This window comes from Microbacterium sp. 2RAF4 (genome assembly GCF_052115285.1).
GTDB classification, from domain to species: domain Bacteria; phylum Actinomycetota; class Actinomycetes; order Actinomycetales; family Microbacteriaceae; genus Microbacterium; species Microbacterium oxydans.
Genome location: NZ_JBFRGI010000003.1, coordinates 140532 through 163257, shown reverse-complemented (window position 1 = coordinate 163257; position 22726 = coordinate 140532). Strand labels below are relative to the sequence as shown.

At 68.8% G+C, this 22726-nt stretch carries 18 protein-coding genes and 1 tRNA gene; 13 read left to right on the top strand and 6 right to left on the bottom strand.

The genetic code is table 11. The features are described 5' to 3' along the window. The first annotated feature begins 74 nt into the window (after nt 1-74). From AB4070_RS14300 to AB4070_RS14275, 6 genes are all read left to right on the top strand, one after another. Complete coding sequence (locus AB4070_RS14300) at nt 75-1898, top strand: ABC-F family ATP-binding cassette domain-containing protein (RefSeq protein ID WP_441980690.1); 1824 nt, start codon at nt 75-77, stop codon at nt 1896-1898. A 40-nt stretch (nt 1899-1938) separates the two neighbouring features. Beyond that, nucleotides 1939-3705 (top strand): Na+/H+ antiporter, encoded by a 1767-nt coding sequence (locus AB4070_RS14295; RefSeq protein ID WP_441980689.1) that lies wholly within the window; start codon nt 1939-1941, stop codon nt 3703-3705. Nucleotides 3706-3762: 57 nt separating this feature from the next. Beyond that, the gene (locus AB4070_RS14290) at nt 3763-4728 is read left to right on the top strand and encodes a quinone oxidoreductase family protein (RefSeq protein ID WP_441980688.1); all 966 of its coding nucleotides are present in this window, start codon (nt 3763-3765) and stop codon (nt 4726-4728) included. A gap of 96 nt (nt 4729-4824) precedes the next feature. Then, on the top strand, nt 4825-5736 hold the full coding sequence (locus AB4070_RS14285) for a MetQ/NlpA family ABC transporter substrate-binding protein (RefSeq protein WP_441980687.1): 912 nt from the start codon (nt 4825-4827) through the stop codon (nt 5734-5736). Between the two features lie 95 nt (nt 5737-5831). Next, nucleotides 5832-6875: a methionine ABC transporter ATP-binding protein gene (locus tag AB4070_RS14280; protein ID WP_441980686.1), complete on the top strand. Its 1044-nt coding sequence runs from the start codon at nt 5832-5834 to the stop codon at nt 6873-6875. After that, nucleotides 6875-7534 (top strand): methionine ABC transporter permease, encoded by a 660-nt coding sequence (locus AB4070_RS14275; protein ID WP_441980685.1) that lies wholly within the window; start codon nt 6875-6877, stop codon nt 7532-7534. Before AB4070_RS14280 ends, AB4070_RS14275 begins: the two co-directional genes overlap by 1 nt. Here the strand turns inward: AB4070_RS14275 and AB4070_RS14270 are convergent. The 3 genes from AB4070_RS14270 to AB4070_RS14260 are packed head-to-tail and all read right to left on the bottom strand — an operon-like array spanning nt 7521 to nt 9486. Then, on the bottom strand, nt 7521-8468 hold the full coding sequence (locus AB4070_RS14270) for a pseudouridine synthase (protein WP_441980684.1): 948 nt from the start codon (nt 8466-8468) through the stop codon (nt 7521-7523). The two genes, AB4070_RS14275 and AB4070_RS14270, sit on opposite strands and share 14 nt — an antisense overlap. Before the next feature lie 19 nt (nt 8469-8487). After that, a complete protein-coding gene (locus AB4070_RS14265; protein ID WP_029260528.1) occupies nt 8488-8982 on the bottom strand; it encodes a MarR family winged helix-turn-helix transcriptional regulator in 495 nt (164 codons plus the stop codon). Nucleotides 8983-9012: 30 nt separating this feature from the next. Continuing rightward, a complete protein-coding gene (locus AB4070_RS14260; RefSeq protein WP_441980683.1) occupies nt 9013-9486 on the bottom strand; it encodes a GNAT family N-acetyltransferase in 474 nt (157 codons plus the stop codon). 112 nt (nt 9487-9598) lie between these two features. Between AB4070_RS14260 and AB4070_RS14255 the strand changes: the two genes are divergently transcribed. From AB4070_RS14255 to AB4070_RS14230, 6 genes are all read left to right on the top strand, one after another. Next, nucleotides 9599-9670 (top strand) — tRNA-Gln (locus tag AB4070_RS14255). A gap of 1 nt (nt 9671) precedes the next feature. Next, a complete protein-coding gene (gene glmU / locus AB4070_RS14250) occupies nt 9672-11102 on the top strand; it encodes a bifunctional UDP-N-acetylglucosamine diphosphorylase/glucosamine-1-phosphate N-acetyltransferase GlmU (RefSeq protein WP_441980682.1) in 1431 nt (476 codons plus the stop codon). 6 nt (nt 11103-11108) lie between these two features. After that, complete coding sequence (locus AB4070_RS14245; protein ID WP_046748908.1) at nt 11109-12143, top strand: ribose-phosphate diphosphokinase; 1035 nt, start codon at nt 11109-11111, stop codon at nt 12141-12143. A gap of 88 nt (nt 12144-12231) precedes the next feature. After that, on the top strand, nt 12232-12705 hold the full coding sequence (locus AB4070_RS14240) for an FMN-binding protein (RefSeq protein ID WP_441980681.1): 474 nt from the start codon (nt 12232-12234) through the stop codon (nt 12703-12705). Between the two features lie 15 nt (nt 12706-12720). Beyond that, nucleotides 12721-13599, top strand: coding sequence for an FAD:protein FMN transferase (locus AB4070_RS14235; protein ID WP_441980680.1), 879 nt, complete (start codon nt 12721-12723; stop codon nt 13597-13599). Further along, the gene (locus tag AB4070_RS14230) at nt 13596-15170 is read left to right on the top strand and encodes a flavodoxin reductase (RefSeq protein WP_441980679.1); all 1575 of its coding nucleotides are present in this window, start codon (nt 13596-13598) and stop codon (nt 15168-15170) included. The genes AB4070_RS14235 and AB4070_RS14230 overlap by 4 nt, the downstream gene beginning before the upstream one ends. A 101-nt stretch (nt 15171-15271) precedes the next feature. Here the strand turns inward: AB4070_RS14230 and AB4070_RS14225 are convergent, their stop codons facing one another. From AB4070_RS14225 to AB4070_RS14215, 3 genes are all read right to left on the bottom strand, one after another. Continuing rightward, nucleotides 15272-16774 carry a sensor histidine kinase gene (locus AB4070_RS14225; RefSeq protein ID WP_441980678.1) on the bottom strand — a complete coding sequence of 501 codons (1503 nt, stop codon included), beginning with the start codon at nt 16772-16774 and terminating at the stop codon, nt 15272-15274. 26 nt (nt 16775-16800) lie between these two features. Beyond that, nucleotides 16801-17529 (bottom strand): response regulator transcription factor, encoded by a 729-nt coding sequence (locus tag AB4070_RS14220; protein WP_282846276.1) that lies wholly within the window; start codon nt 17527-17529, stop codon nt 16801-16803. Between the two features lie 79 nt (nt 17530-17608). After that, complete coding sequence (locus AB4070_RS14215) at nt 17609-18586, bottom strand: acetylxylan esterase (protein ID WP_441980677.1); 978 nt, start codon at nt 18584-18586, stop codon at nt 17609-17611. Between the two features lie 124 nt (nt 18587-18710). On the opposite strand from AB4070_RS14215, the gene AB4070_RS14210 reads away from it, so the two are divergent. After that, entirely contained in the window at nt 18711-22721 is a 4011-nt protein-coding gene (locus AB4070_RS14210) for a golvesin C-terminal-like domain-containing protein (protein WP_441980676.1), read from the top strand. Nucleotides 22722-22726: the final 5 nt, after the last annotated feature.

Here is a 22726-nt window from a genome sequence, read left to right as displayed (position 1 = left end):
CCCGCCGCCACCCGCCGCCGCCCGACGACAGCGGTCGTCCTGGCGTCGCCCGGCGCGGCTACCCTGGAAGGAACATGGCACATCTTCTCGGGGCTGAAGCCCTCCACCTCGAATATCCGACAAGGGTCGTCTTCGACTCCGTGACCCTCGGCATCGAGGAGGGCGATCGCATCGGCATCGTCGGCCGCAACGGAGACGGGAAGTCGAGCCTCCTCGGCATGCTGGCCGGCATCAAGGAGCCGAACTCCGGACGCGTCACGGTGCGTGGCGGAACGCGCATCGGGGTGCTCGATCAGGCCGACAATCTTCCGGACGACCTCACGATCAGCGCCGCGGTCGTCGGCGACACCCCGGAGTACGAGTGGGCGGGCGACGCGCGGGTGCGCGATGTCATCGAGGGGCTGCTCACCGATCTGCCGTGGGACGCCGAGATCGGGTCCCTCAGCGGTGGACAGCGTCGCCGGGTATCGCTCGCCAGGCTCCTGACCGGTGACTGGGATGTCATCGCGCTGGACGAGCCGACCAACCACCTCGACGTCGAGGCGATCACGTGGCTCGCCGGGCACCTTAAGAGGCGCTGGTCGTCGAACTCGGGCGCACTCATGGTCGTGACGCACGACCGGTGGTTCCTCGACGAGGTCTGCACCGAGACCTGGGAGGTGCACGACCGCATCGTCGAGCCCTTCGAGGGAGGCTATGCGGCCTACATCCTGCAGCGCGTCGAACGCGACCGCATGGCGGCCGCCACCGAGGCCAAGCGCCAGAATCTCGCCAAGAAGGAGCTCGCCTGGCTCCGTCGCGGTGCCCCGGCCCGCACCGCGAAGCCGAAGTTCCGGATCGATGCCGCGAACGAGCTCATCGCCGACGTCCCGGAGATCCGCGACAAGGTGTCGCTGCAGTCGCTCGCGGTCTCACGCCTCGGCAAGGACGTGGTCGATCTGCTCGACGTGGGCGTGACCTACCCGACGGCCGACGGCGGCGAGAAGGTCGTGCTGCGCGACATCGAATGGCGCATCGCGCCGGGCGAGCGCACCGGCATCCTCGGCGTGAACGGCGCGGGCAAGTCGACCCTGCTCGGCCTCATCTCCGGCACCGTCGAGCCCACCGTCGGCCGGGTCAAGCGCGGCACGACCGTCAAGGTGCAGACCCTCACGCAGCGGCTCGACGAGCTCACCCAGCATTGGAACGACCCGGTGCGCGTGATCATCTCCGGGCTGCGCACCTCGTACACGATGGGTGCGGGCTCGAAGGCGCAGGACCTCACGCCGGGGCAGCTGCTCGAGCGGCTCGGGTTCGACTCCGCTCAGCTCTCCACCCCGGTCAAGGACCTCTCCGGTGGGCAGCAGCGCCGTCTGCAACTGCTGCTCGTGCTCCTCGACCAGCCGAACGTGCTGATCCTCGACGAGCCGACCAACGACCTGGACACCGACATGCTCGCCGCGATGGAGGACCTCCTCGACTCGTGGTCCGGCACGCTCCTCGTCGTCAGCCATGACCGGTACTTCCTGGAGCGCGTCACCGATCAGCAGTACGCGATCCTCGACGGCCACCTGCGACACCTCCCCGGCGGGGTCGACGAGTACCTGCGCCTGCGTCAGCTGCAGGCCTCCGCCGGACCGAAGCAGACGGCCACCGCCGCGGCGACGGCGACCACAGCGGCGACGACGAAGGGCCTCGACGGGGCGGCGCTGCGCGCGGCGCAGAAGGAGATATCCGCGCTCGAGCGCCGCATCCAGAAGCTCACCCAGCAGGTGAACGCCGCCAAGACCGCGCTGGCCGATCATGACCAGTCCGACTACGCGGGGCTGGGCGATCGCATGAAGAAGATCAGTGAGCAGCAGGCCGAGATCGAGGAGCTGGAGCTGCGCTGGTTCGAACTGACCGAAGAGATCGGCTGACGGAGGAATATCCTTCTCTCACCGCTGTTGGGAGGTAGGGATGGAAGGCCTCGAAGTAACAGTCCTGCTCGGACTCACGATTCTCGTCGGAACCCTGATCGCCCCGCGCGTGCGTCTCGCGCTGCCCCTCGTCCTCGTCATCTTCGGGCTGCTGCTCGGCTTCGTGCCGCAGCTGCGCGAAGTGCAGCTCCCTCCGGAGACGGTGCTGCTGCTGTTCCTCCCTGTGATGCTCTTCTGGGAGAGCCTCACCACGTCCCTGCGGTCGATCCGCCGCGACTTCCGCTACATCCTGCCCATGAGCACGGTGCTGGTGGTGGCCTCGGCGTTCGCTGTCGCGGGCATCGGCGTGCTGTTCGGGATGCCGTGGGAGATCGCCCTCATCCTGGGCGCTGCGGTCGCCCCACCGGATGCCACGGCGGTCGCCGCCCTCGGCCGTCTGCTGCCCCGCCGCATGTTCATGAAGTTGAAGGCCGAGAGCCTGACCAATGACGGCACGGCCCTGGTGCTGTACGCGATCGCGGTGTCGCTCGCGCTCGGCGGCCAGATCACCCCGCTGTCGGTGACGCTCGACGTGCTGATCTCGTACGTCGGCGGAATCGCCGCCGGCGTGGTCATCGCGGCCCTCGGCTACCTGCTGCTGCGGCGCACCTCGTCGACGATCGTGATCAACGTCACGCTGCTGCTGATCCCGTTCACCGCATTCCTCGCCGCCGAGATGGTGCACGCCTCCGGAGTGCTGGCGGTCGTGGTGGCGGGACTCATCGTCGCGTACGTCTCTCCGCGGGTGACCACCGCCTCGTCGCGACGCCAGGCGGATGCGGCGTGGCCGTTCGGTGTCTTCCTGCTCAACGGCGCCCTGTTCGTGCTGATCGGTCTCGAGGTGCAGTACGTCGCGCATGAGATCTCCGCCGCCGCTATCGGACGGCTGGTGCTCATCACCCTCGCCGTCTGGGCGACGCTGCTCGTGGTGCGCTATGTGTTCCAGCTGCTGAACGTGGTGTTCCAGCGGCAGAGCGGTCCGCGTCCGGCGCCCGGCGCGCGAGCACGGGCCAGAGCCGTCTCGACCCTCGCCGGCATGCGCGGTGCCGTCTCCCTCGCCATCGCGCTCTCCGTCCCGACGAGCATCACCCAGGGCGGCGCGATCAACGGTCGGGACGAGATCGTGTTCGTGACGGCGGGTGTCATCCTGTTGAGTCTGCTCGTGCAGGGGCCGCTGCTGCCCGCCATCGTGCGGTGGGCGCGGTTCCCCGTCGACCACGTCGAGGACGAGGAGTACGAGCTCGCAGAGCGGGCGATCTCCGGGGCCGCCCTCGCCGCCCTCGACGACCTGGCCGCCGAGCACGGCGTCGGCCAGGAGGTCCTGGATCGCGTGCGATCCGAGGGCTATCAGATGCTCGAGTTCGCCAACGCCCGGTCGCTGGCCCGCGAGCAGGCGCTCGTCGACGCGGAGGCCGATGTGCTGGACGAGATGCTCGGCGAGCCGGACCCGCTCAGCGCGGGAACCGCCGACGTCGGTGGCGACCCGACGCCCGGAGGCGGCGTCTCGCAGGTCGCGGAGGGGGAGACCCCTGACGGCACGGTGCTGCAGATCATCGCGACCTCCGCCGACGTCGATCTGGCACAGCGTTCGCCCCTGGTCCGACACGAGGAGCACACGCGCCTGAAGCTCGCCCTGCTCGACCGCAAGCGCGAGGTCCTGCTCGGACTGCGCGGTGCCGGCACCGTCGATGACATCGTGGTGCGCCGCATCTCCGCCCGCCTCGACCTCGAACAGGTGCGCCTGCAGGGGATCGAAGACTACGACTGAGCGTCCGCGCGGACGCTCATCTGAGAGTCGGACCCACCGACGAGAACGAGGAGTCCCATGCCAACGACGATGAAAGCCATCATCCTCGATCGATTCGGTGACGAGACGGAACTGCATGAACGATCGGTCCCGGTTCCCACGGTCGGAGACGGGGATGTGCTGATCCGCATCGATGTCGCCGGACTCGGATCGTGGGATCGGGAGGAGCGCGAGGGGCACTACGACGGCGCGTTCGGCGCGCCGTCGGCCTTCCCCTACATCCTCGGATGGGAAGGGGCGGGAACTGTCGAGGCGGTCGGGGCCGAGGTGACGCGCTTCGCCCCGGGCGACCGGGTGTATGCCGCCTCCACACCCGTTCCGAGAGGCGGGTTCTACGCGGAATACGCCGTGGTCGACCAGGAACACGTCGCTCCGGTTCCCGCCCGCCTGACCGACGAGCAGGCAGGAGTACTGGCCTGGGACGCGCTCACGGCCACGAGCGGACTCGACACCATCGACGCCGGCCCCGGTGACGCTGTGATGATCTTCGGCGCGAGCGGAGGGATCGGTCATCTCGCGGTGCAGCTCGCCACGCATCGTGGGCTCCGCGTCCTCGCCGTGGCCTCGGGACAGGACGGAGTCGCGCTCGCGCGCGAGCTCGGAGCCGACGCGGTCGTCGACGGTCGGAGCGACGACGTGCCTGCAGCTATCGCGCGCTTCGCACCGGGCGGGCTCGACGGGGCACTGGTCACGGCGGGAGGCGCGGCGGCCGAGGAGGCGTTGCGCGCGGTCGCACCCGCCGGCCGCATCGCGTGGGCGCATGGCGTGAACCCGCCGCCGTCCGCGCAGCTCGTCGATCGGGTGTCCTTCTACGACGGCGATCGCAGCCGCGCAGCACTGCAGCGTCTGAACGAGGTCATCGAGTCGAGTCTCATCGCACCGCACGTGTCCCGCGTCTTCGACGCCGGTGACATCGTGACGGCGCACCGGGCGCTGGCAGAGCACTACGTGGGCAAGCTGGCGCTGCGGGTGCCGCGCCCCTGACCACGCCTCGCTGTGACGCCGTGTGACACTCGATTCCGCGTGCGCCGCGTGGCCTGCCTAACGTATTCGAGTCCCCCAAGAGAGGAACTCCTTCACATGTCACGCCGCACCACTTCCATCCTGGCCGCGCTCGCCGCGGTCCCGCTCTTCGTCGCGCTCACCGGGTGCGCCACGGGGTCGTCCGATGCCGGATCCGGCGGCGAGGGGTCCTCCGAGGACGAGGTCGTCAAGATCGGCGTCGTCGGCAAGGGCGACGAGCAGTGGCCGGCCTTCGTCGATGCCGCGGCAGAAGAGGGGATCACGGTCGAGCTGGTCGACTTCGGCTCCTATGAGCAGCCGAACCCCGCGCTCACCGAGGGCGAGATCGACCTCAACCAGTTCCAGCACATCGTCTACCTCGCCGAGTACAACAACGCCTCGGGCTCCGACCTCACCCCTATCGGCTCGACCGCCATCTACCCGCTCGGTCTGTACTCGCAGAAGTACGACGACGTCGACAGCATCCCGAAGGGCGAGACCGTCGCCGTCCCGGACGACGCCTCCAACCAGGCGCGTGCGCTGAACGTGCTGCAGCAGGCCGGGCTCGTCGAGCTCAAGAGCGGCGGCACGCCGTACTCCGACCTCGCCGACGTGGACGCCGACAAGTCCAAGGTCAAGGTCACGGCGCTCGAGGCTGCGCTCATCCCGACGTCGCTGCCCGACGTCGCCGCCGCGATCATCAACAACGACTTCGTGCAGGACGCCGGCCTCACGTTCGACGACGCGATCGCCCAGGATGACCCCGAGGATGCCAGCGCTCTGCCGTACGTGAACATCTTCGCCGCCCGTGCGGAGGACGCCGACAACGAGACGTACCTCAAGCTCGTCGAGATCTTCCAGACCAACGAGGCCGTCCAGAAGGGCCTGCTCGAGTCGTCGGGTGGAACGGCCGTTGCGCTGCAGACGCCGGTGGACGATCTGGTCGCCTCGCTCGCGAAGGTCCAGAAGGACGCCGACGCGAAGAAGTAGGGCGCGGGAGATCCACCCCGTCCGATGAGGGAGAATCGGGTGGCGCGAAAACGCGTCACCCGATTCTTCGTTCCCGAAGCAGACCGGAGCACCACATGCCGATCGTCACCCTGACGAACGTCTCCAAGACCTATCCCTCCCGAAACCGTGAAGGCGCCGAGGTCGTGGCCGTCGACGACGTCTCCCTCTCGATCGAGAAGGGTGACGTCTTCGGCATCATCGGCTACTCCGGGGCGGGCAAGTCGACCCTCGTGCGTCTCATCAATGCGCTGGAGCCGGCCACCGCCGGCACGATAACGGTGGACGGCGTCGACATCACCGCGCTCAAGGAGAGCGAGCTGCGCAAGGTCCGCAGCGGGATCGGCATGATCTTCCAGCAGTTCAATCTGTTCTCCTCCCGCACGGTCAAGGCCAACATCGCCTACCCGCTGAAGCTCGCCGGCTGGTCCAAGGTCGACATCGAGAAGCGCGTCGCCGAGCTGCTGACCTTCGTGGGGCTCGCGGACAAGGCGAAGGCCTACCCCGAGCAGCTCTCCGGCGGCCAGAAGCAGCGCGTCGGCATCGCCCGCGCCCTCGCCACCGATCCCGCGATCCTGCTCGCCGACGAGGCCACCAGCGCCCTCGACCCGCAGACCACGCACGAGGTGCTCGACCTGCTCCAACGCGTCAACAGGGAGCAGGGCGTGACGATCGTGGTCATCACGCACGAGATGGACGTGATCCAGACGATCGCCACCAAGGTCGCGGTGATGGAGAGCGGCCGGGTGATCGAGCAGGGCGACGTGTTCGATGTGTTCTCGGCCCCGCAGAATCCGGCATCGCAGAGATTCGTGGGCACCGTGGTCAAGGGCGTGCCGTCGCCGTCCGAGCGCTCCGTGCTGCGCGACCGGCATCAGGGCCGCCTCGTCACGTTCTCGTTCCGCGACGGCGACTCCTCGCAGGCACAGGTCTTCCTCGACCTCGCAGGCGCCGGCCTCGACTTCGAGCTCGTCTACGGCGGGATCAACGACATCCGCGGACGCGCGTTCGGCCATCTCACGCTCGCGATCAGAGGAGACGATCCCGTGGTCGATCGGACGCTCGCCGACATCGCGCAACGGGTCGACGTCACCGAGATCGCCGACGAGGAGGCCCGCTGATGGATCGCCTGAACGAACTGTGGCCCGAGCTGTGGAAGGCCGCGCTCGAGACCCTCTACATGACGACGTTCGCGCTCGTCCTGGGCGGCATCCTGGGGCTGGCGATCGGCGTGGTCCTCTATGTCACCCGCCCCGGCGGCCTCGTGCAGAACCGGCCGGTCGCGTTCATCGCGAACCTCGGGGTGAACTTCTTCCGCCCGATCCCGTTCGTGCTCTTCGTCGCCGTCGCGCAGCCGTTCGCCCGCGCCGTGGTGGGGACGGGCATCGGCACCACAGCGGGCGCGTTCATGATCGCGCTCGCCGCAGCCTTCGCGATCGGCCGCATCGTCGAGCAGCACCTCGTCTCGGTCTCGCCCGGAGTCATCGAGGCAGCGCGCGCGATGGGTGCCGGTCCGTGGCGCATCCTGTTCACCGTGGCTATCCCGGAGTCGCTGGGCCCGCTCATCCTCGGCTACACGTTCATCGTCGTCGCGCTCATCGACATGACCGCCATGGCGGGACTGATCGGCGGCGGTGGTCTCGGAGCATTCGCTCAGATCTACGGATTCCGGCAGTTCGAGCCGGTCGTGATGTGGACCGCGATCGTCCTGATCGTCGTGTTCGTGCACCTCGTGCAGATGCTCGGCACGCGCTTGGCGCGTAAGGTCATGCGCCGCTGACGGGACCCGGTGGACCCTCGCCACGAGGCGCGTGCTGCAGTGCGCGCCTCGTGGTGAAGACCCGCTCGACGCCGCTCAGCGGATCGATGAAGCGCAGTTCGCGCGCGAGCAGCTGCAGTGGACGGTCGAAGTCGTCCGGCAGGTCCTCGAGCAGCTCGGGGTAGAAACGGTCGTTGAGGATGCCCATGCCGAGTGCGGCGAGATGCACGCGCAGCTGATGCATCTTTCCGCTGTGCGGGCGGAGCAGGGTGTGCACCACGTGGTCGTCCCTGCCGATCAGCTCGATCAACGTCTCGGCGTTCGGCTCCCTGGTGTCGTCGACCTGCACGCGCACCTGGGCACGCGGCTTCTCGATGTGGTTGCGATAGACGAGGGGGAACACGGGCAGCGCGTCGTGCGCGGGTAGCGCGGACACCGCCTCGTAGACCTTCTGCACCTGCCGGTTCTCGAACATCAGCTGGTAGGCACCGCGGGTGGCGGGCCGCGTCGAGAACATCAGCAGTCCGGCGGTCGCGCGATCCAGACGGTGGATGGGCGCCAGGTCCGGGTTGTCGAGGAGGTTGCGCAGCCGCACCAGTGCCGAGTTCTGCAGGAACTTGCCGCCGGGAGTCGTGGGCAGGAAATGCGGCTTGTCCACGACGACGAGATGCTCGTCCTGGTGCAGGATCTCGATCTCGAACGGGATCCGCGTCTCGACGGCGGGCTCCCGGTAGTACCAGACGAACTCGACGCTCCCGAGCGCGGCATCGCGGGGGACCGCAGAGCCGTCGGCGCGAACGATGTCGCCGCGATCGAACCGTTCGAGCAGCCGCTCGGGGTCGAGGTGGAAGAAGCGCTCGATCATGTATGCCGCGACCGTGGGCCACGACCCGGTGAGCGGCACGTGCAGCCGGGTGGCTCCCACGCCGTCGCGCACGGGCAGGGGAGAGGGCATGCCCATCAGTTGCGGCCGGTCACGAGTCGAAGCTCAGGCTCAGCTTGCGCAGCAGCCCCGCGAGTCGGTCGCGGTCGGAGCGGGAGAGCGCCTGCAGCAGATCGGCCTCCACATCCACGAGACGCGTGATGGCGGCGTCCACGCGGATGCGTCCGTCATCGGTGAGTGTCACCAGCACGCTGCGACCGTCGCCGGGGTCAGCCTCGCGCCGCACGAACCGACGACCGACCAGGCGATCGATCCGGTTGGTCATCGTGCCGCTCGACACCAGCGTCTGCTGGAGCAGCTGCTTGGGGGAGAGCTGGAACGGCGCCCCCGCTCTCCGCAGTGCCGAGAGCACGTCCCACTCCCAGTGCTCCAGATCGCTCCGTCGGAACACATCGCGGCGGGCGCGATCGAGGTGCCGCGACAGCCGGTCCATCCGCGACAGGACCTCGAGGGGGGAGAAGTCGAGGTCGGGACGCTGGGTGTTCCACGCGCCGACGATCCGGTCGACCTCATCCACCTCGCTCATCCGCCCATTATCGCGCGCGCGGCGACGAGATCAGGACGCGGTCGGGAGGGTGACCGTCATGAACGTGCTGTACGGATCGAGCACGTAGCCGCCGAACGGGCCGCACTCACGGAATCCCGCCGCGGCGTACAGCGCACGCGCCGGGACGAAGAAGTCCGCGCTCCCGGTCTCGAGGGAGAGGCGGCCGATGCCCCTGGCCTCGGCGTCCGCCAGCAGGAAGGCGAGCATGGTGCGGCCGAGGCCCTGTCCGCGCAGGGCGGGGTCCGTACGCATCGACTTGATCTCCTCGTGCCCCTCCTCGACCGTCGCCAGGGCACCGGTGGCGACCGGTGCACCGTCGAGGTTCGCGGCGAAGAGCCGCACCCCCGGAGCCAGCAGCCGCTCGAAGACCAGGGCGTGACGGCTCTCCGCAGGGGCCGTGTGCTCCAACTCCGCGTGGTGGGCGACCAGGAAGTCGGCCAGGGCGGGGCTCGCGGCCTGCACCCGTTCGATCACGATGCTCATGTCGTCAGCATTGCAGATCGGTATTTCACGCGGATGACGGGCCGCGGTGTCAGCGGAACAGGGGCCGGGGCATGGCAGACTTGTCCCCGCGGTGCCTTCATGGGCGGCGCGGTCCGCCGTGGTGTAATGGCAGCACGACAGCCTTTGGAGCTGTGAGGTCTAGGTTCGAGTCCTGGCGGCGGAGCATGACTGGGAACAATCTCGCCATCATCGTCCTCGCCGCAGGGCAGGGCACTCGCATGAAGTCCCGTCTGCCGAAGGTGCTGCACCCGATCAGCGGACGTCCACTCGTGGGGCACGTGCTCACCACCGCACAGCGGCTGCAGGCGACGCACGTCGAGGTCGTCGTGCGGCATGAGCGGGACCAGGTGGTGGCCGCTCTCGCCGCCGACTATCCCGACGCGGTCTTCGTCGACCAGGACGACATCCCCGGAACGGGTCGTGCGGTGCAGGTGGCCGTCGATGCGCTGCCCGCCGACTTCGAGGGCGACGTGCTCGTGCTCTCCGGCGACTGCCCCCTCGCCGACGTCGACACCCTCTCGGCCTTCGTGGCCGAGCACCGGGCGTCCGGCGCGCCTGCCACGCTCATGACCGCGCTGGTGGACGATCCCACCGGCTACGGCCGCGTGCTGCGCGACGCCGACGGCGGGGTCGACCGCATCGTGGAGCAGAAGGACGCGAACGCGGAGGAGGCGGCCGTCCGCGAGATCAACGCCGGCATGTACGTGTTCCGCGCCGCGACGCTGCGGACCTACCTGCCACAGCTGAGCCTCGACAACGCCCAGCGCGAGATGTACCTGACCGACGTGCCTGGGCTGCTCCGCCGCGATGGCGACCGGGTTGCGGCGTCTGTCGTGTCGGATGTCACGGTCACCTACGGCGTGAACGACCGCACGCAGCTCGCACTGGTCGGGCGCCTGCTCAACCAGCGGATCGTGCGCCGGTGGCAGCTCGAGGGCGTCACCGTGATCGACCCTGCCACCACGTGGATCGACGACGACGCGACACTCTCGCCCGACGTCACGATCCTCCCGAACACGCAGATCCTGCGGGCCACGGCCATCGCCTCCGGTGCCGTCATCGGCCCGGACACGACGCTGGTCGACTGCGAGGTGGGTGAGGACGCGGTCGTCCGCCGTACGGATGCCACGCTGGCGGTCATCGGCGCCGAGGCGACCGTCGGTCCGTTCTCCTTCCTCCGCCCCGGCACTGTTCTGGGTGCCAAGGGCAAGATCGGCGCGTACGTCGAGACCAAGAACACCGAGATCGGCGAGGGCAGCAAGGTGCCGCACCTGTCGTACGTGGGCGACGCGACGATCGGCCGCGGGGTGAACCTGGGTGCGAGCACGATCACCGCCAACTACGACGACGTGAACAAGCACCGCACCGAGATCGGCGACGAGGTGCACACCGGGTCGCACACGGTGCTCGTCGCGCCCGTTAGGCTGGGAGCCGGTGCGAAGACCGGTGCAGGCGCCGTCGTCCGCAAGGACGTCCCCGCCGGCGCTCTGGCCATGAGCGTCGCCCCCCAGCGCAACATCGAGGGCTGGGTCGAGAAGAACAGAGCAGGCACGGGTGCGGCGGATGCCGCTTCCCGGGAGAATTCGGCGGAATAGGCGGACATGGCGCGCAAGAAGAAGACGGTCGATCTGGATCGCGACAACGGCGTAGCCCCAGGGATCATCGCCAAGACCAAGAAGCGGCTCGTCGTCGCCGGCGGTCGGTCGCATCCTGCCCTCACTGCGGCGGTCGCCGAGGCGCTGGGCACCGAGATCGCCCCGGTCGAGCACCGCACGTTCGCGTCGGGTGAGATCTACGCGCGCTTCGAGGTGTCGATCCGCGGCGTCGATCTCTTCCTCATCCAGACCTTCGGCGAGCCGGTCAACGAGTGGCTCATGGAGACGCTCATCATGATCGATGCGGCCAAGCGTGCGTCGGCGAAGCGCATCACGGTCGTCGCGCCGTACTACCCGTATTCGCGTCAGGACAAGAAGGGCCGGGGGCGCGAGCCGATCAGCGCCCGTCTCGTGGCCGACCTGCTGAAGACCGCCGGCGCCGACCGTGTGATGAGCGTCGACCTGCACGCGGCACAGATCCAGGGCTTCTTCGACGGTCCCGTCGACCACCTGTTCGCCAAGCCCGTGCTGCTCGACTACTTCGAGCGCACCCTCTCGCCGGAAGACCGCGAGATCCTCACCGTGGTATCGCCTGACATGGGCCGTGTGCGCGTGGCCGACACCTGGTCGGACAGCCTCGGCGCTCCGCTCGCGATCATCCACAAGCGTCGCGACCCGAAGGTCGCCAACCAGGTCTCGGTGCACGAGATCGTCGGCGCCGTCGAGGGTCGCACCTGCCTCCTCGTCGACGACATGATCGACACCGGTGGCACGATCGTCAAGGCTGCGCAGGCTCTCAAGGCGAACGGCGCGCACCGCGTGATCGTCGCCGCGACGCACGCGATCTTCAGCGACCCGGCGTCGGATCGGCTGCAGGACTCGTCCATCGACGAGGTCGTCATCACCGACACGATCCCGCTCACCGAGTCGCGTCAGTGGGACAAGCTCACCATCCTCCCGATCGCCCCGCTCCTGGCCCGCGCGATCCATGAGGTGTTCGAGGACGGCTCCGTCACCAGCATGTTCGGCGGAGACGCGTAACACGTTACGTCAGCCCGTTCATAGGCGCGATGCCTACCGTGAGGGAGTCGACGACCACGTCGACCGACACCGAGCCGGGAGGACCACCATGATCCGCACGACCGTACCGACCTCTGTCCGCAAGGGATCCGCACTCCTCGGGATCGCAGGTCTCTTCGTCCTCGCCGGATGCTCCGGCGCTGCCGACGCCGAGGGCTCTTCCGGGTCCGACAGCACCCCCGATACAGGTGCGTCCGCATCGTCCTCGGGAGGCGACTCCACGGCGACCTACACCGACGGCACCTACACCGCCGAGGGCTCGTACCAGACCCCCGAGACGGTGGAGAAGATCTCCGTCACGCTGACGCTCGCCGACGGCGTCGTCACCGATGTCGAGGTCACGGGTGATCCGCAGGCGCCCGAGAGCAAGCGCTACCAGGGTGAGTTCATCGACGGCATCGCCGCCGAGGTCGACGGCAAGCAGATCGACGAGCTGAACGTCACCCGCGTTGCGGGATCGTCGCTCACCAGCGGCGGGTTCAACGACGCTGTCGAGTCGATCAAGGAGCAGGCTGCCGCGTAGGCGCCTGAAAGCCGTATGGCCACCTGGAGCTTCGAGGCCATCGGAACACGCTGGGAGATCGAGACGACCGACCCGCTCCCGGCTGCCGAGAAGGCGGCGGTCACGGCGGAGATCGAGCGCTTCGACCGCGACTGGTCCCGGTTCCGTGCAGACTCCGAGGTCGTGCGCCTCGGGAGGCTCGGTGGCGTTCTCACCTCCGCCGACGCCGCCCCCATGCTCGACGCGTATCGCGAGCTCTCCGTTGCGACCGCCGGCGCGGTCAACCCCCTCGTCGCTGCGAGCCTGGATGCGCTCGGCTACGACGCGGCGTACACGCTGATCGCCGGGCAGCCGCTCGCGGCACCGGAAGAGTGGGATCGACATCTCTCGTGGGACGGTGGCGAGGTCAGGGCTTCGGCTCCGGCTCTGCTCGACGTCGGCGCCCTCGGAAAAGGTCGCCTCGTCGATCTCGTGGCCACGGTTCTGGAGCGTGTGCCCGGGGATCTCGTGATCGATGCCGGGGGCGACATCCGGGTGCGCGGGGCCGGTGTGCGTATCGCCCTCGAGCATCCCTATGACGCGACGAAGGCGATCGGCGTCATCGAGGTGAAGGACCAGGCCCTGTGCGCCTCGGCGATCAACCGTCGGGCGTGGGGGAGCGGGCTCCACCACGTCCTGGATGCTCGCACCGGCACCCCGGTGCGCACCTGGGCGGCGACCTGGGCCGTGGCCCCGCGCGCGATGAGGGCCGACGCTGCCGCGACCGCCATGTTCTTCGACGGCGGCCCTGAGCTCGCTGCGGCCTGGGGAGTCGAGTGGGTGCGGATGAGCACCGACGGACGGGTGCAGCGTTCGTCCGGATTTCCGGCCGAACTGTTCCTCGCCGTCCAGAACCAGGGAAGAGTGGAATCGTGATCACCTCATTCACCGCTGCACGTCAGCGGGTCCTCGCCGTGCTGGGCTCGCTGTCGATGTACCGTCTCGTCCTGTTCGCGCTGATCGCCCTCGCCGTCATCGCCCTCGTGCTCTCGCTGTTCGGCGTGATCGTCTCGCCGACCCCGATCGAGCTCGTGGCTTCCTTCCTCGTGCTCGCCCTCGTCATCTCGGTCGTCGACGCCGTCGCGCAGCGCATCCTGCGGCTGCCCTGGCGCATCGAATCCTCCGTCGTGACCGCCCTCATCCTGCTGTTCGTGCTCCGCCCAGGCGTCGAACCGAGCGCACTTGTCGGCCTCGCGCTCGCCGGTGCCGTCGCGAGCGTGTCGAAGTATCTGATCGCCTGGCGGGGCCGTCACATCTTCAACCCGGCCGCTTTCGGCGCGGCCGTCGTCTCGATCCTCGGGGCGTTCGGGGCCTTCGAATGGTTGGGCACCTCGTCGGCGTGGTGGGTGGGCACGCCCGTGCTCACGATCCCGGTCGCAGTGCTCGGTCTCCTCGTGCTGTGGCGCACCGAGAAGATCCGCGTCGTGCTGGTGTTCCTGCTCGTCGCGGTCGCCACCTCCGTGGTGCGGCAGGCAGTCCAGGCCGTGGAGTTCGATGTCGCCTTCGACGTCACGACAGCCCTGCAGTTCGCCGTGCTGCAGTCGCCTTTCCTCTTCCTCGGGGCCTTCATGCTCTCGGAGCCGCTCACCCTTCCGCCTCGGCGTCGGCAGCAGCTCGTGGTGGCCGTCGTCGTCGGTCTGCTCGCGGGGTGGCCCCTCTCCGTGGCCGGTCTGTTCACCCTCGGACAGGAGCGCGCGCTGCTCATCGGCAACCTGGTCGCGTTCGCCTTCGCACTGCGCGGATCGGTGCGTCTCGTGCTCGAACGACGTGAGTTCGTCACCCCGACCGCGCAGGAGCTGACCTTCCGCGCCAAGGGCAGGGTGCGTTTCCTCCCTGGCCAGTATCTCGAGCTCGACGTGCCGCACCACCGCCCCGACGCGCGCGGCACCCGTCGGGAGTTCAGCATCGTGTCGGCGCCGGCCGACCTGCCCACGCTGCGCATCGCCTACAAGAACGGCGACCAGAAGCACCCCTCCAGCTACAAGCGCGCTCTCGCGGCCGCTGAGCCGGGCGCGACCTTCGCCGTGACCGGCACCTGGGGCGACTTCATCCTCCCTCGCGGCGATCAGCCGGTGCTCATGGTCGCGGCGGGCATCGGCGTCACGCCGTTCGTGTCCCAGCTGCGGCAGTTGCAGGCGACGGGTCGACAGCGCGACGTGGTGTTGATCTACGTCGCCGCAGACGCCTCGGAGCTCGCGTTCCGCGACGAGCTGGCCGGGACAGGCGTGCGCACCGTGGTTTTCACGCGCGACGAGCCGGCTGCCCTGCCCTCGCACTGGTCCTGGGCTCAGGGGGCGCGTCTGGACGCCGATACGCTCGAGAGCGTCGTTCCCGACCTGGCCGCGCGCCACGCGTTCATCTCGGGACCGCCCCGTCTGATCGCCGACCTCGCGCCCGCACTGCAGAAGGCCCGCAGCCTCACCACGGACGCCTTCGCCGGCTACTGATCCCTCCGGCGCAGGAATCCCCTCTCGCGCGGCGCAGCATCGTGGTCGGCGCTGTACATCGTGGTCGGCGCTGTGCTCGTGGTCGGCGCTGTGCTGTGCGGTCAGGCGTCCGCGGCGGCGGTGTCGGATGAGGCCGTCGGATTCGTCGGGATGCGGACGCTGAAGGTGGTGTTTCCTGGCTCGCTGTCCACCGTGATGGAGCCGTGGTGGCCCTCGACGATGGCCTTCACGATCGCGAGGCCGAGCCCCGTCCCGCCGGTCTGGCGGGCACGGGAGCTGTCGCCGCGGGCGAAGCGGGCGAACAGCTCGTCTCGGATGGCCGGATCGATCCCCGGACCGTCGTCGTGCACGCGCAGCACCGCCTCATCGCCTTCTTGCGCGACGCTCAGTGTCACCGTCGTGCCGGCCGGCGTGTGCGTGCGGGCGTTCGCGAGCAGGTTGGCCACGACCTGGTGCATGCGTCCCGCATCTCCCAGGATCGTGACGGGCTCGTCGGGCACGTCGATCTTCCAGTGGTGGTCTACGGCCGTGGGGCGTGCATCCGACAGCCCCTCCAGTGCCAGCTGGGCGAGGTCGACCGTGCCGTAGACGAGCTCCCGGCCTTCGTCGAGGCGGGCGAGCAGCAACAGGTCCTCGACGAGCCTGGTCATCCGCAGCGACTGCGCCTGGATGCGCTCGAGCGACGAGGTCGTGCTCTCGATGACCTCCGGTCGCTCGGACGGTTCCTTCGTCTGGCGGAGAGCTCGCAGCGAGAGCTCGGAGTAGCCGCGGATCGAGGCGAGCGGTGTGCGCAGCTCATGGCTGGCATCGGCGACGAACCGCCGCATCCGCTCCTCGTTCTTCTGCCGGGACGCGAGCGAGGTGTTCACGTGATCGAGGAGCTTGTTCAGCGACGCCCCGACCAGCCCGGTCTCGGTGCGCGGGTCGGCTTCGGAGGCGGGTACGCGCTCCGTGATGGTCACCTCGCCGCGATCGAGCTGCTGGTTGGCGACCCTGGTCGCGGTGGTCGCGACGGCGCGCAGCGGGCGCAGGCTCACGCGGATCGTGATCGCCGTGGTGAGGGCCAGCAGGATCAGGCCGCCGATCGTGGCGAGCGCGATCACCGTGAGGAGCTGCGTGAGCTGGTTCTGGATGTCGTCGCGGGGGAGACCGGTCACCACGATGACCCCGTTGTTCGTCGGCAGCGCCATCACCCGGTACGAGCCCACGTCGCTGATGGAGACGGAGGCGACCGAGGAGTCCTTCAGCGCGCCGGCGATCTCCGCCAACTGGGCCCCGCTGAGCGTCTGCAGCGACCCGGCGAGGGGATCGCCGTCCGTGGTCTTCGCGACGACCCCGCTGAAGCCGGTCACGGGGCTCGAGACCACGAAGAGCACACCCACCGGCGGTGCGGAGCTGTTCGCGAGCACGTTCTGCGCGGTGGCGGACGACGGGGGGAATGCCTCGGTCACCCGGACGAGCTGGTGCGCGTTGTTGGAGAGCTTCTGGTCGAGCTGATCCTCCATGGTCTTGCCCAGCGTCGCGCTGGTGATGATGGCGACGATGATGAGGATCAGCGAGACGAACCCGATCACGGCGGTCATCAGCCGTGTCTGCAGGCTCATCGGCCGTCTCATCGTCGTCGCCGAGCTCACTGAGGGGCCTTGATCATGTAGCCGACGCCGCGGACGGTGTGCAGCAGCGGCGTGCGTCCGGCGTCGATCTTCTTGCGCAGGTACGAGATGTACAGCTCGACGACCGATGACTTGCCGCCGAAGTCGTAGCTCCACACCCGGTCGAGGATCTGCGCCTTCGAGAGCACCCGGCGCTCGTTGCGCATCAGGTAGCGCAACAGCTCGAACTCGGTCGCGGTGAGCTCGATCTCGGTGCCGTCGCGCACGACCTCGTGGCTGTCCTCGTTGAGGGTGAGGTCGGCGACGCGCAGGATCGACTGGCCGTCGTCAGCGGTGGCGTGGCCGGTGCGGCGGATGATCGCCCGCAGGCGCGCGATCACCTCTTCCAGGCTGAAGGGCTTGGTGACGTAGTCGTCGCCGCCCGCGGTGAGTCCTGCGACGCGGTCGCCCACGGCGTCCTTGGCGGTGAGGAAGAGCACGGGGACGAGATTGCCGGCATCCCGGAGCCGCTTGAGCACCGACATGCCGTCGAGGTCGGGCATCATGATGTCGAGCACGAGGGCATCGGGTTCGAACTCGCGCGCGACCTGGATGGCCTCCATGCCGGAGGAGGCGGTGCGCACCTCCCAGCCCTCCATGCGCAGGGCCATCGCGAGCAGATCGGTCAGCATCTGCTCGTCGTCGACGGCGAGGATGCGCAGGGGGGAGCCGTCGGGGCGGCGCAGTTCGGGCAGGTCGCTGGTCATGTCCCTATTCTGCGGAATCTCCTATGCGATTTCTATGGAGAATGCTATGCATCTTCTGAGAAGCGATCAGTAGGGGAGTTCAGATCAGACGGTCGTCGGGCAGTGCAAGGAAGTCGATGCCGTCCTGCAGTGCGAGTCGGTCCGACAGTTCGCCGACCGTTCCGGGGAGGTGGCCCGCTGCCCGCAAGCCGAGGCGCTTCGGGCCGGATGCGGCGTGATAGACCGCGAACTGCCCGCGCGGATCGACGGCGGGGTCGAGCACAGCTGCGCTCACGTGCACGGGCAGCCGCAGCCGCCGCGCCGCGATCGCCGCGTCGAAGTAGTCGAGCACCGGCCGGATCTCCGGGTGCGCGCGGAGATGAAGGCGCACGGCCTCACCGCTCCCGGTGCATCTTCGTGACAGGCGCACGTCGTGGTTGCCGAAGCTCGGGACATCGAGCGCGGCGCGACGGAACCGCGCGTCCCACGGCAGGGCGAGCGCGCCGATGCCGCCACCGAAGCTGCCGCCGCTGAAATCGAGCGCTCCCGCTGTGGATGGGGCCATCTCGAGGAGGACGGTCGCCGCTCGCCAGATGTCGGCGGCGCTGAAGCGGTGCGAATAGGTGTCGCGGTGCTCGATCCCGGCCAGCACGTGCTCGTCGGGCGATGCGGGGAACCGGCTGGTCGTGCCGACATGAGTCCCGGGGGCGACCGGGAAGATCGCGGCGGTGTCGGAAGCGACGCGTTCGATATCGGGGCCGGTGCGACCGCCGTAGCCGTGCCCGACGACGAGGCCTCGGCGGGTGGCCTCGGCGGTGTGCGGAAGCATGACGAACGCGACGGCGGTCTCGTCGGCGGAGGAATGGAAGCGGATCTCGGCGACGCGATGCGTCGGGGTCTCCGGGTGCTCCTGGATGACCTCCCATGCCACGCTGCCCGTACCGAACTCCTCGAAGGAGGCCATCCAGAAGTCGTCGAAATCCGACGGTTCCACGGGAGGATCGAGCGGGGTCAGGAGCGTGCTCAGCGAGTACTCCGTCATCTCCTCTGGCGGAGTCTCGGGCGGGGTGTGCGTCACCGCGTGCATCCTTTCGGGTGGGCTGCCTCGTCGACGCTACCGGTGTCGACGAGACATGCGGGCTCGGGTGATCGGTGCGGCGCATCCATTGACATCATCGCATAGGGATTGCAGTATGTGCATCATGGATGCAACTCCTGGCGACGGTGCCGAACACAACCCCTTGATGTGGAGCCGACGCTCCGTGCTGCGAATGCTCGTGATCGCCGGCGTGCTCCCCCCGGTACTCGGCTCTCCCGGCGGCATGGCCCCTGCGGCGGCCACCGAACTCACCACCGCCGGCGGCGTGTATGCCGATGCTCTGCGGCGACTGGACAAACCGAATCTCGCCTTCGCGCAGGTCGCTCAGCTGGTGGGACAGAACCATCGCATGACCTTCCTGCAGGCGACGTGGGACGGCGGCGCGACGATCGTGCGCGACCTCGAGGTCAAGCACAACGGCGGATGGCTGCAGATCACCGACCCCGCCCACCGCTTCGACGAGCAGTGGCTCGTGCTGGAGGGCACGCTGCCGGCCGGGAGCGCTCCGGAGCTGTACGGCCCGCTCTCGCCGAGCTGGCTGGGCTTCACGTCGTTCCAGGTGCTCGGTCCGCAGGCGATCGAGCTGACCACCAGCACCGATGACGTCGACCTGGTGGTCCGCTGGCGGCTGGAGGGCGCGCATCCCGAGGCGCACTACGTGCTCACGGCCAAGACCGCAGGCGACTACATCGTCGGCTACCAGAGCCAGGACACCCGGTCCATCGACGACCTCGACGAGGTGCTCTGCGGGTCCTACCAGCATGCGCTCTCGGTTCTCGACGGCTCGGCACCGCTGGGGGCATGGGAGCTCTTCGCACCGATGGCGCTGACCCAGTACGCGGTCGGCGATGTTGCCGTCACCTCGGGTGTCTATCTGCCGTCGGAGGTCGCCGAGTTCGTGCACGAGCGGCAGCTGATGTCGGACCGACAGCCGTACGGCATGAGTCTGCGCAACGACAGCCTCGACATCGTGCCGTCGATGTACGCACCCCAGCCGGGCCTGCGGACGGCGATGACGGTCGGCCAGCAGCGCGGGTTCGCCTTCGGCCTCGCCGCCCGCGCCGACACGCTGTACGGCACCTACACGCAGCTCTGCCGCAACGAGTACGGCCTCACGGCGTACCGGCACAACGTCTATGACCGGTCGCTCACCGACGCCGTGCACGCCATGGCGGAGCTGATCGCCGTCGAGCCGAGCGGCGACGACTCCATCGAGTACGTGCCGTCCTACTCGGGGTGGTGGAACCGTGCCAAGGGATTCGTCGACGTCGAGAACGAGGATGCCGTCCGCACCGCGGCCAGCGGCGTCGTGCTCTCCGCGCACTACCTGACGGGAACCGCGGACAGCACCCTCTACGACCGCCGTGCCCGGCCGCTCGTCGAGTACCAGCTCTCCCGCAAGGGCATCGGGCATACGCCGATGATCGGCAGTCCCGTCTACAACGACAAGACGCAGTACCGGATCGGTCGGATCCCCACCGATGCCGTGAACCTCGCGTCGCTGTACCAGCTCACCCATGGGCGCAACGCCGGCATCCAGCGGCTCGCGGTGCAGGCGACCAAAGCGGGTGTGGTCGGGCAGAGCAGAGCCCCGTTCTCGAACGCGCTGGCGACGTACCGGGTCACGGGGGATCCGGCCTATCTCGCGGAAGCCACCTTGATCGCGCGGCGGTACTCGCAGGAGCAGATCCTGACGCCCTATCGCAGCAACGGTCAGCCGCCCGGTGGCTTCGCCTACAGCTTCTCGAAGTACTGGGTCGACCTGCTGGAGATGTTCGAGGCCACGGGGGAGTCCGAGTTCCTCGACGGCGCCTACCGCGAGGTGCAGCGCTTCATCACGCAGACGGCCGTGCGCCCGGTGCCGGACACGACGGTCACGGTGCCGGTCGGTTCCGTCATCACGCAGCAGTACGACTGGGAGTCGCGCTCGTCCCTCCCGTCGTATCCCACCACCACCGTGCCGACCGAGACGGTGCCGGCCTGGTACGTGTCCCCGTCGGGGCTGACGTTCGAGGCATTGTCGTCGTTCAAGCTCGGTGTCAGCACGCTGGCGAACCCCGGTGGCGGCTACGTGTTCAACCCGTGCTGGGCCGGCGCACTCCTGCGCCTGGCCCACCACACCGGAGACGAACTGCTCGCCGACATCGCGCACAACATGGTGATCGGTCGTTTCACCACGTACCCCGGGTACTACGGGCGGCAGTTCCAGGTCGCGCACATGAAACCCGACTTCGCGACAAGCGGCCCGGTGGGCATCACGGGGTACTACTTCCACCACGCTCCGGCCCAGCTCGGACTCGCGATGGACTACCTGATCAGCGAGAGCTTCTATCGGAGCGCGGGGGCGATCGAGTTCCCGCACGTGTTCGAGGCCGATTTCGCGTACTTCAAGTTCTTCGCCTACGGACATGCACCGGGGACGTTCTTCGGTGAAGACGGGGTCTGGCCGTACTTCCCCGCGGGCCTCATCGCGGTCGACAACCCGGTGGTCAACTGGATCGGCGGTGTCGGCAACGGTGCCCTGTACATCAGCCTGACCAACTCCGCAGGGACCGCGCAGCAGGTGGTCGTCGACCTCTCCAGCGACCTCACCGGGGTGCCTCGCAACTCCTCGACGCCCGTGGAGCTGGTGACGGCGAACGGCACCCGCTCGACCGGAGCGGCGAGCAGCGGACGGGTCTCCGTGACGGTCCCCGCGCGCGGGCTGGTGGCCCTCGTGGTGCGCGACGTCGACGTGCAGCGTCCCGAGCTGCCGTTCGACGACATCGTCGATCACGGGCCGGACAGCTTCCACGAGGTCGACTCCGACCCGGCGACCGAGTACGGCGTCGCGCGCGGGATCCTCCTGGTGCGCCCCGGCGGTCAGGGGTACGACGCGTACGTGCAGATCGACACGGAGCAGCAGGCGACACTGTCGTACCGGATCGGCGGGAACGCGGTGCAGCAGGCGCCGCAGAAGGCGTATCCGTTCGAATGGACGATCCCGGTCGACGACCTGACCGACACCTTCCGGTACACCATCACCTCCGGCGGCGTGACCACTCCCGAGGTCACGCTGAAGCTGCCCGCACGGATCAGCGGCGCGAACCCGGGGCTCGGAGGAGATGTCATCGCGCAGGCGACGGGCACCGCCGGTGACCGTGTGCCGCTGACGATCGAAGTGCGCAACGCGACGGACGACCCGATCACCGGCACGGTCGCGATCACACTCCCGTCCGGGTGGCAGCTCGACGGCGCGGTCCCGGCCGTCTCCGTCCCGGCTCAGGGGTCTGCCCGAGTGGAATCGGCCGCGGTGATCGCCGCCGCCGCACCACTCGGTGAGGTCGAGGTGAAGGCGAAGCTCACGGTCACGGGCGAGGATCCCGTCACGCTCAGACCGGCCGCGATCGAGGTGATCGACCGGCGCCGACTGGTGTCGCTCACCTCCGATGTCGAGATCGTGAGCGGGCCGGGTGCCGTCGCGAAGCTGACCGCACTCGTCATCAACACCGGGGTGACCCCCCTGCAGGGCACGCTCGCCCTCTACGGCGTCACGGGGTGGAGCGTCGGGCAGCAGAGCACGACGATCACCGTGCCACCCAGATCCGACCTGACCCATACCTGGACGGTGACGGCCGGCTCGGGTGTCGCACCGGGCTCGTCGACGCGCTTCGAGGCACGCCTGGATCAGAGCCTCCGTCGAGGAGTGCTCGTGCGCGTCGCCGACGAGGGCGTGATCGCCCACACGCAGTCGCCGTGGCCGGGCTACCTCGAGGCGGGGAACTGGTACCCCAGCGGGCTCTCCGGATGGAACGGCACCCGCACCCGGTACAGCGATTCCGACTCGGTGGGCAGCACCGTGACGTGGAACGTCGACCTTCCGCAGGCAGGGCTCTACCGCGTCTCGGTCTGGTATCCGACGAACCCCACGACCACGACGTCGGCGGCCTACGTCGTGGAGCATCAGAACGGCAGCTCCGAGGTGATCGTGGACCAGACCCAGGGTGCAGCCGCATGGCGCTCGCTGGGCTCGTTCCGCTATGCGGCCGGTGCCACAGGCACCGTGCGACTCGAGGTGCGCAACACCAGCATCCACCGGGTCAGCGCCGCGCAGTTCGTCCGCATCGGAGACTGACTCCC

Bases quoted from the DNA above. Each gene is read 5' to 3' on its own strand.
- AB4070_RS14300 (WP_441980690.1), top strand. From the start codon at position 75: ATGGCACATCTTCTCGGGGCTGAAGCCCTCCACCTCGAATATCCGACA.
- glmU (WP_441980682.1), top strand. From the start codon at position 9,672: ATGACTGGGAACAATCTCGCCATCATCGTCCTCGCCGCAGGGCAGGGC.
- AB4070_RS14225 (WP_441980678.1), bottom strand. From the start codon at position 16,774: ATGAGCCTGCAGACACGGCTGATGACCGCCGTGATCGGGTTCGTCTCG.
- AB4070_RS14295 (WP_441980689.1), top strand. From the start codon at position 1,939: ATGGAAGGCCTCGAAGTAACAGTCCTGCTCGGACTCACGATTCTCGTC.
- AB4070_RS14285 (WP_441980687.1), top strand. From the start codon at position 4,825: ATGTCACGCCGCACCACTTCCATCCTGGCCGCGCTCGCCGCGGTCCCG.
- AB4070_RS14245 (WP_046748908.1), top strand. From the start codon at position 11,109: ATGGCGCGCAAGAAGAAGACGGTCGATCTGGATCGCGACAACGGCGTA.
- AB4070_RS14270 (WP_441980684.1), bottom strand. From the start codon at position 8,468: ATGCCCTCTCCCCTGCCCGTGCGCGACGGCGTGGGAGCCACCCGGCTG.
- AB4070_RS14260 (WP_441980683.1), bottom strand. From the start codon at position 9,486: ATGAGCATCGTGATCGAACGGGTGCAGGCCGCGAGCCCCGCCCTGGCC.
- AB4070_RS14290 (WP_441980688.1), top strand. From the start codon at position 3,763: ATGCCAACGACGATGAAAGCCATCATCCTCGATCGATTCGGTGACGAG.
- AB4070_RS14280 (WP_441980686.1), top strand. From the start codon at position 5,832: ATGCCGATCGTCACCCTGACGAACGTCTCCAAGACCTATCCCTCCCGA.
- AB4070_RS14275 (WP_441980685.1), top strand. From the start codon at position 6,875: ATGGATCGCCTGAACGAACTGTGGCCCGAGCTGTGGAAGGCCGCGCTC.
- AB4070_RS14210 (WP_441980676.1), top strand. From the start codon at position 18,711: ATGGATGCAACTCCTGGCGACGGTGCCGAACACAACCCCTTGATGTGG.
- AB4070_RS14265 (WP_029260528.1), bottom strand. From the start codon at position 8,982: ATGAGCGAGGTGGATGAGGTCGACCGGATCGTCGGCGCGTGGAACACC.
- AB4070_RS14240 (WP_441980681.1), top strand. From the start codon at position 12,232: ATGATCCGCACGACCGTACCGACCTCTGTCCGCAAGGGATCCGCACTC.
- AB4070_RS14235 (WP_441980680.1), top strand. From the start codon at position 12,721: ATGGCCACCTGGAGCTTCGAGGCCATCGGAACACGCTGGGAGATCGAG.
- AB4070_RS14220 (WP_282846276.1), bottom strand. From the start codon at position 17,529: ATGACCAGCGACCTGCCCGAACTGCGCCGCCCCGACGGCTCCCCCCTG.